This is a genomic window from Kitasatospora sp. NPDC022856 (assembly GCF_055561235.1).
Genome location: NZ_JBVHHE010000018.1, coordinates 181407 through 187791 on the forward strand (window position 1 = coordinate 181407; position 6385 = coordinate 187791).

Consider the following 6385-nt stretch of genomic DNA (forward strand, 5'->3'; position numbering starts at 1 on the left):
TGAGAACCTCGGACAGGCTGCGGGCCCGGTCGCGGATCGGGCCTGCTGGAGTGGTACTCCGACGTGTGATGTTCCGGCTTGTGCTGGTGCGGACCAGTCTCGCCCACCTGACGGCGGTACCCCGCACCGGGGGGTACCGGCAGATGACGGACCGTTCGGCAGGTACCTCGTCACTTCGGAGCCGGCTTGGCGTACTGCGGCGTCTTCAGGTCGAGGAGGGCGTCGACGAGCACCTTCTGCTGCGGGGAGATGGTCGCGCGGGCCTGATGACTCTCAAGAGTACGGACCACACCTCCCGGAATGTTCAGTGCGGGTGTGAGGTCCTGCGGGTTCCCCACCACGGTGAACCGGTAGGGCTGCGAGACCTTCTTCCCGTCGATCTGCACACCGCCGCCGGACACGTCCGTGAAGTAGGTGTTGACCACCACGCGCACATCGTTGATCTGAATCGCCTCCGCCCCCGCCGCTCGGAGTTCCTGCAGGGTGTCCAGCAGCATATCCGCCTTCACCTGCCCTTGGGGATCATCGACTGTCAGTACGATGCCCGGACCAGTGGCTTTGACGGTCCCGGCGAGCACGCCGAGCTCCGTCACCTTCTTCCTGGTCTGCTCCTGGGCCTCCTTGGCCTGGTTGGAGCTGTTCTCCAACGTGGCCAGGGACTGCTCCAACTCCGCCTTCTCCTGCTGGAGACGCTGCTGGCGGCCGTCCAGTTCGTCGAGGATCCGGACGAGGTCCTCCTGGCGGGCACCGCGCAGCTGGCTGTGGTGGTCGTTGGTGGAGCGGACCTGGATCGCCAGGGCGAGGCCGAGCGAGAACAGCAGCACCGCGACCACCAGCTGCCCGCGGGAGAGCCGCGGGGGCCAGAGCGCCGCCTTCATCCGCCGCCGGCCCGCGTTGCGCTCGTCGGGGGCCTTCCCGGGCTCGGTCGCCGCCTCGGGAGCGGGCTCCGGCGTGGGAGCGGGCTCGGGCTCCAGGACCGGCTCCGGCTCGGGCAGCGGGGCGCTGACGGGCTCAGGCGCCGCCTCCTCGCGGGCCTGCGCCGGCTCCTCGGCCTCGGCGTCCGCCTCCGTGCCGGCTTCGGGCGCGGCTGCCACCGGCCGCCGCGCATCCGCCGCCCGGGGCGCCGGTGCGACGGCGTCCTCGCCGCCCTGGGCCGGGGCCCCCGGCCGCACCTCGGGCGCAGGCTTCACCTGTTCGGCGGGCTCGGGCGGCGCGTTCTCCGCCGCCGGAGCCGCCCCCCGCTCCCCGCTCCCGCCCTCGCCGGCGCCCGCCCGCGCGTCCGCCTTCTCGACCACCTTGTCGACAGCCTTCTCGGTCGTCTTCTCGGTCCGATCCTCGTCCGCCGGCTCCCGGCCGGGCTCAGGCGCGGAAGACATGGCGCCTGATCGCAGCGGCGTTGGAGAAGATGCGGATGCCGAGGACGACGACCACACCGGTGGACAGCTGGGAGCCGACACCGAGCTGGTCCCCGAGGAAGACGATCAGGGCCGCCACCACCACGTTGGACAGGAACGACACGATGAACACCTTGTCGTTGAAGATGCCGTCCAGCATCGCCCGGACGCCGCCGAACACCGCGTCCAGTGCCGCCACCACCGCGATGGGCAGGTACGGTACGACGGCATCGGGCACCTCGGGTTGGACGAAGAGCCCGACGACCACCCCGATCACAAGACCCAGTACGGCAATCACGGTCTGGCTGCTCCTGTCCCTGCGGGGGGCGCCCCGGTCGTGGGCGCGGTGGGCGAGTGGGCTGTCGTGGTCTTGGCGGAGCCGCTCGGCGAGCGCTTCCCCGGGGGCGAGGTGCTCGGGGTGGCCGGCCGTGAGGGCCCCGCGGACGGGCTCTGCAACCCCGTGTCGGAGGCCGTGGGGCTCGGGGAGGCCGCAGCGGGGGCGGAGGGGCTCGCCGACGGCTCCGGCGTGGCCGGCTGGGCGGTCCGCAGCGTGATGCCCACGGCGGCGGGCAGCGTGAGCTTCTTCTGGGCGGAGATCGTCGACTTGATGCCGTACTTCTCCTGCAGCAGCCGCAGGTACTGACCCGCCATGTTGCTCTCGAAGGTGGCGACCAGCTTCGACCCGTCCCCCAACGTCTGGACGTTGTAGGGCGGCACCAGCGGCCGGTTGTCGACCAGGACGGCCTCACCGGCGGCGCGGATCGCGGAGAGCGCGGTGAGCCGCTGCCCGTTGATCGACACGGCCTCGGCGCCGGACTCCCAGAGCCCGTTCACCACCAGTTGCAGATCGCGGTCGCGCAGCCGTCCGCTGTTCGAGAAGCCCTGGCCCGCGCGCGGGTCGACGTTCCCTCCGCCGCCGGTGCCGGAGGCGTCCTCCAGGACCAGCTTGACGCCCGGCCCGGTCACCTCGGCCAGACCCACCGCACCGGCCAGCGCGGCCGGGTCGCTGTCGCCCGGCGACAGTGCCTGCTGCTGGGTGGTGTCGACCTTCCGCCGCAGTTCCTGAACCTGCTGCTGGAGCCGCTCCGCCGAGCCGTTGCTGTCGTTGATCCGGTGGATCAGCGCATCGCGCTCCTTGGCGAGCGTCGGCTCGGCCTTGTGCGCGTTCACGGCGCCCACCGTCACCACCGCCCCGACCAGGGCCAGCCCGAGACCCAGCGTGAGCAGGCCGCGGGCCGTACCGGGTATCCGGCTGTCGCGGTCACCGCCCCGCGCCGCGGCCGCCTCGGCGTAACCCTCGTCCAGGCTGTGGTCCATCACGCCGGTCAGCAGGGACATCGAGGCGTCCGGACGGTTGTACCGTCCGTCACTGGCACTCGGCGTCGGCGTCGCTGGCATGCGGACCATCGTCCCATGTCCGCGGAGGGGTCCGTGCACACCCCCTGACCTGCGAAGTCACCAGAAGCGACGGATCGTTACCAAGCATGACAAACCGGGCAGCGGGGGGCGCGGCACTCGCCGCACCTCCCGCTGCCCGGCCATGTCATGGCGGCCCGGTCGTCAGCGCCCGGCGCCGTCGACCACCGTCGCCCACTCGTCCAGCAGCGCCTCGGTCGCCTCGTCGTCCGGACCCTCCGCCCAGAGGTGGGTGACCGCCTCGGCGGGATCGGGCAGCACGAGTGTCCAGCGGCCGTCCGCCTCGACCACCCGGACACCGTCCGTGGTGTCGAGCTGCCGGTTGCCGGCCGCCTCCACCACCGAACGCATGACCATGCCCTTGGCCGCCCACGGCGTCGCGATGTCCCGTCGGCGGATGTGCGCCTGCGGGATCCGCGCGTCGATCTGGCTGAGCGTGAGCTGGGTACGGGCCACCAGCCCGACCAGGCGGACGAACGCGGCCGCGCCGTCCAGCACACCGCTGAACTCGGGAACGACGAAACCGCCGCGCCCGTCGCCACCGAAGACCGTGCCCTCGGCCGAGGCCGCCTTGGCCAGGTCGTCCGGCGTGGTCGTGGTCCAGACGACCTGGGTGCCGTGGTAGGCGGCGACCTGCTCGGCGATCCTGGTGGTCGTCACGGGCAGCGCCACCTGCCCGCTCCGGCGCTCGGCCGCGACCAGGTCGAGCAGCACCAGGAGCGCCCGGTCGTCGTCGATCACCCGGCCCAGCTCGTCCACGAAGGCCACCCGCTCGCCGACCGGGTCGAACCGGACGCCGAACGCCGCCCGCGAGGAGGCCACCAGCTCGCCGAGCCTGGCCAGCCCCGCCCGCCGTTCTTCGGCGTCCTCGGTCGGCCGTGCCTCGTCCAGCCCGCTGGAGACGGTGAGCGCCTCCACGCCGAGCCGGCCCAGGATGCTCGGCAGCACGAGCCCGGCACTGCCGTGCGCCGTGTCCACCACCACCTTCAGCCCCGCCTCGCGGACGCCGGTGGTGTCCACCGCCCGCAGCAGATTGCCGGCGTAGGAGTCGAAGACGCTGGACGGGAAGGTCAGGTCGCCGATCTCGCCCGGGAACGCGCGCCGGTACTCCTGGCGGGCGTAGACCCGGTCGAGCTTGCGCTGCCCGGCCTGCGAGAGGTCGGCTCCGCGCTCGTCGAAGAACAGGATGTCCAGCGAGTCCGGCACCCCGGGCGTGGTCCGCAGGAAGATCCCGCCGGCACTCCCGCGGGCCGTGTGCTGCCGGGCCACCGGCATCGGCACGTTCTCCAGGTCGCGGACGTCGATCGCGCTGGTCTGCAGCCCCGAGATCATCGCCCGCTTGAGGGCACGCGCACCACGCGAGTGGTCACGCGCGATGGTGACGGTCGCCCCCTTCTTCAGGGTCGTCGCGTACGCACCGGCCAGCCGGACGGCCAGCTCCGGTGTGATCTCGACGTTGAGGATGCCCGACACGCCGCGCAGCCCGAAGAGGTGCTCCTGACCGCGGGACTCCCAGATCACCGAGGTGTTGACGACGGCGCCGGCCTCGATGGTCTTGAACGGGTAGACCCGGACGTTGGCGCCGATGATCGACTCCTCGCCGACCAGGCACTCGTCGCCGATCACCGCCCCGTCCTCGATCCGCGCGGCCCGCATCACATCGGTGTTCTTGCCGACCACGCAGCCCCGCAGGTTGCTCTGCGGCCCGACGTAGACGTTGTCGTGGATCACCGCCTTGTGCAGGAACGCGCCCCGCTTGACGACCACGTTGCTGCCGAGCACGGTGTGCTCGCGGATCTCCACGCCGGCCTCGACCTTGGCGTAGTCACCGATGTAGAGCGGACCGCGGAGCACCGCCTCGGGGTCGACCTCGGCGCCTTCCGCCACCCAGACGCCCGGCGAGATCTCGAACCCGTCGAGCTCGACGTCGACCTTGCCCTCCAGGACGTCCGCCTGGGCCTTGCCGTAGCTCTCGTGGGTGCCGACGTCCTCCCAGTAGCCCTCGGCCACGTAGCCGTAGACCCGCTTGCCCTCCTTCAGCAACTGCGGGAACACATCGCTCGACCAGTCGACGGACTCACCCGCCGCCACGTAGTCGAAGACCTCGGGCTCCATGACGTAGATACCGGTGTTGACCGTGTCCGAGAAGACCTGCCCCCAGGTCGGCTTCTCCAGGAAGCGCTCGACCCGGCCCTCGTCATCGGTGATCGTGATGCCGAACTCCAGAGGGTTCGGTACCCGGGTGAGACAGACGGTGACCAGAGCGTCCTTGCTCCGGTGGTACTCGATCAATTCGGTGAGATTGAAGTCGGTCAGTGCGTCACCGGAGATCACCAGAAAGGAATCGTCCTTCAGGGCGTCCTCGGCGTTCTTGACACTCCCCGCAGTGCCGAGTGGCGTCTCCTCGTTCGCATACGTGAGATGCATACCCAACTCTTCGCCGTCACCGAAGTAGTTCTTCACCAGTGAGGCGAGGAACTGTACGGTCACGACGGTGTCGGAGAGGCCATGCCGCTTCAGCAGCCGAAGCACGTGCTCCATGATCGGCCTGTTGGCGACCGGTAGCAGCGGCTTGGGCATGCTGGAGGTCATCGGGCGGAGTCGGGTGCCTTCGCCCCCTGCCATTACAACGGCTTTCATTACGGGTGCGTCCTCCTTCGCGGTGGTGGACCCTGCAGGTCCATCAAACCGTTCCAGAGGGTGTCTACCCGGAAGATTTCGTCCGACGCACCGTGGTGGCGTGGGACTTCTCTCAGATCACGTCTCAGACTGCGGACGCGGAGGAGGCGGAGCCCGCCCGGACGATCTGTCGCGCCTGGACGGCGTAGAGAATGCCGGCCCACCAGTACAGCGTGGTCCCCCACCAGATGAAGGCCCAGCTGACGGCCTCGGCCGGCCGCGCGATCCAGGTGTCGCCGGTGCCGAGCAACAGAAGCGGGAACGCGTACATCAGATTGAATGTCGCGGCCTTGCCCAGGAAACTCACCTGCAACGGGCCGTAGCCGTGCCGGTTCAGAATCGGAAGGAGACTCGCGATAAAGAGCTCACGCGCGATCAGGATCGCCGTGAGCCACCACGGCAGGATCTCACGCCAGGTCAGACCCAGCAGGGTGGAGAGGACGTAGAGCCGGTCCGCCAGCGGATCGAGCAGCTGGCCGACCCGGCTGATCTGCCCCCACCTGCGGGCGAGCTTTCCGTCGAGGTAGTCACTGATGCCGCTCAGCATCAGGATCAGCAGCGCCCAGCCGTCGTTGTTCGGCCCCTCGAACACCGGCCAGAGGATCAACCAGAGGAAGAGCGGAACACCGACCAGCCGGCCCATGCTCAGCAGGTTGGGGATGGTGAGGACGCGATCGGTCTGGACCCGCGTCTCCTGGACCTCCACCCGGGGGCCTCCTGTACCGTGTGACGACTTTTGCATGCTGACCCTACAACAGAGAAGCCCCCGTCCGGTTCCCCGGCGGGGGCTTCTCTAGAAGAATTGTTCGGCGGCGTCCTACTCTCCCACAGGGTCCCCCCTGCAGTACCATCGGCGCTGTGAGGCTTAGCTTCCGGGTTCGGAATGTAACCGGGCG

5 protein-coding genes and 1 rRNA gene are annotated in these 6385 nt (G+C 70.0%); all 6 read right to left on the bottom strand.

Annotated features, from left to right (window positions below; genetic code table 11):
• Positions 1-170: 170 nt before the first annotated feature.
• Positions 171-1094 (bottom strand): DUF881 domain-containing protein, encoded by a 924-nt coding sequence (locus ACZ34W_RS24055; protein WP_442906964.1) that lies wholly within the window; start codon positions 1092-1094, stop codon positions 171-173.
• Between the two features lie 265 nt (positions 1095-1359).
• Entirely contained in the window at positions 1360-1692 is a 333-nt protein-coding gene (locus ACZ34W_RS24060; RefSeq protein ID WP_030062488.1) for a small basic family protein, read from the bottom strand.
• A complete protein-coding gene (locus tag ACZ34W_RS24065) occupies positions 1689-2792 on the bottom strand; it encodes a DUF881 domain-containing protein (protein WP_465606917.1) in 1104 nt (367 codons plus the stop codon). The genes ACZ34W_RS24060 and ACZ34W_RS24065 overlap by 4 nt, the downstream gene beginning before the upstream one ends.
• Positions 2793-2954: 162 nt before the next feature.
• Positions 2955-5450: a mannose-1-phosphate guanyltransferase gene (locus tag ACZ34W_RS24070; protein WP_329490871.1), complete on the bottom strand. Its 2496-nt coding sequence runs from the start codon at positions 5448-5450 to the stop codon at positions 2955-2957.
• Between the two features lie 124 nt (positions 5451-5574).
• Positions 5575-6195, bottom strand: coding sequence for a CDP-alcohol phosphatidyltransferase family protein (locus ACZ34W_RS24075; RefSeq protein ID WP_465606919.1), 621 nt, complete (start codon positions 6193-6195; stop codon positions 5575-5577).
• A gap of 98 nt (positions 6196-6293) precedes the next feature.
• A 5S ribosomal RNA gene (rrf, locus tag ACZ34W_RS24080) occupies positions 6294-6385 on the bottom strand; the annotation flags it as partial.